Origin of the sequence: Haloarcula amylolytica JCM 13557, from assembly GCF_000336615.1 — an archaeon.
In the GTDB taxonomy this organism is placed as follows: domain Archaea; phylum Halobacteriota; class Halobacteria; order Halobacteriales; family Haloarculaceae; genus Haloarcula; species Haloarcula amylolytica.
The window spans coordinates 1-521 of record NZ_AOLW01000077.1 but is presented as its reverse complement, the minus strand read 5'-3'; the positions used below and the strand labels follow the sequence as shown (position 1 = coordinate 521).

Annotated in this window: 1 protein-coding gene; it reads right to left on the bottom strand. The window is 65.3% G+C overall.

The features are described 5' to 3' along the window. Positions 1-23 precede the first annotated feature (23 nt). Positions 24-521: NAD(P)/FAD-dependent oxidoreductase (locus C442_RS20680; protein ID WP_008313996.1), on the bottom strand; the 498-nt coding region annotated here is incomplete at its 5' end.

Here is a 521-nt window from a genome sequence, read left to right as displayed (position 1 = left end):
AGAGGGGGTGACGTAAAAAGGTACTACATGTCAGGCCAGGCCTTGGCGGCCCGACCGACGCCAGTAACGTCCTTGATCCAGCGGGCGGCAATCGCCTTCTTCAGCAGTTTCGCGGGCAGCCCGCCGAAGGTTTCGATGGGCATGTTCACAACGTCGTGGGCAACGGCCTTCTCGCCGACCGAAACGACGGTTCCCTTGTCCTTGTGGGTCCACGTTTTGAGCGGCTGGCCCCGCACGGCGCGAGCGAGGTTCTCGCCGGCAACCTCGGCGGCTTGCCAGGCGGCCTGGGCCGTCGGCGGTGCGGGCTGGTCGCCCGGCTGGTCAATCAGCGCCGAGTCACCGATCGCAAAGACGTGCTCGTCGTCGGTCTGGAAGTTCCCTTCCGCGTGGACGCGGTGGTTGCGGTCGTCTTTATCGAGGTCGACATCCTGCATGCAGTCCCGGCCGGTGATGCCGCCGGTCCAGACCAGCACGTCGTAGTCCAGTTCGTCCTCGTCGCCGATGTAGACGGTCTCCTCGTC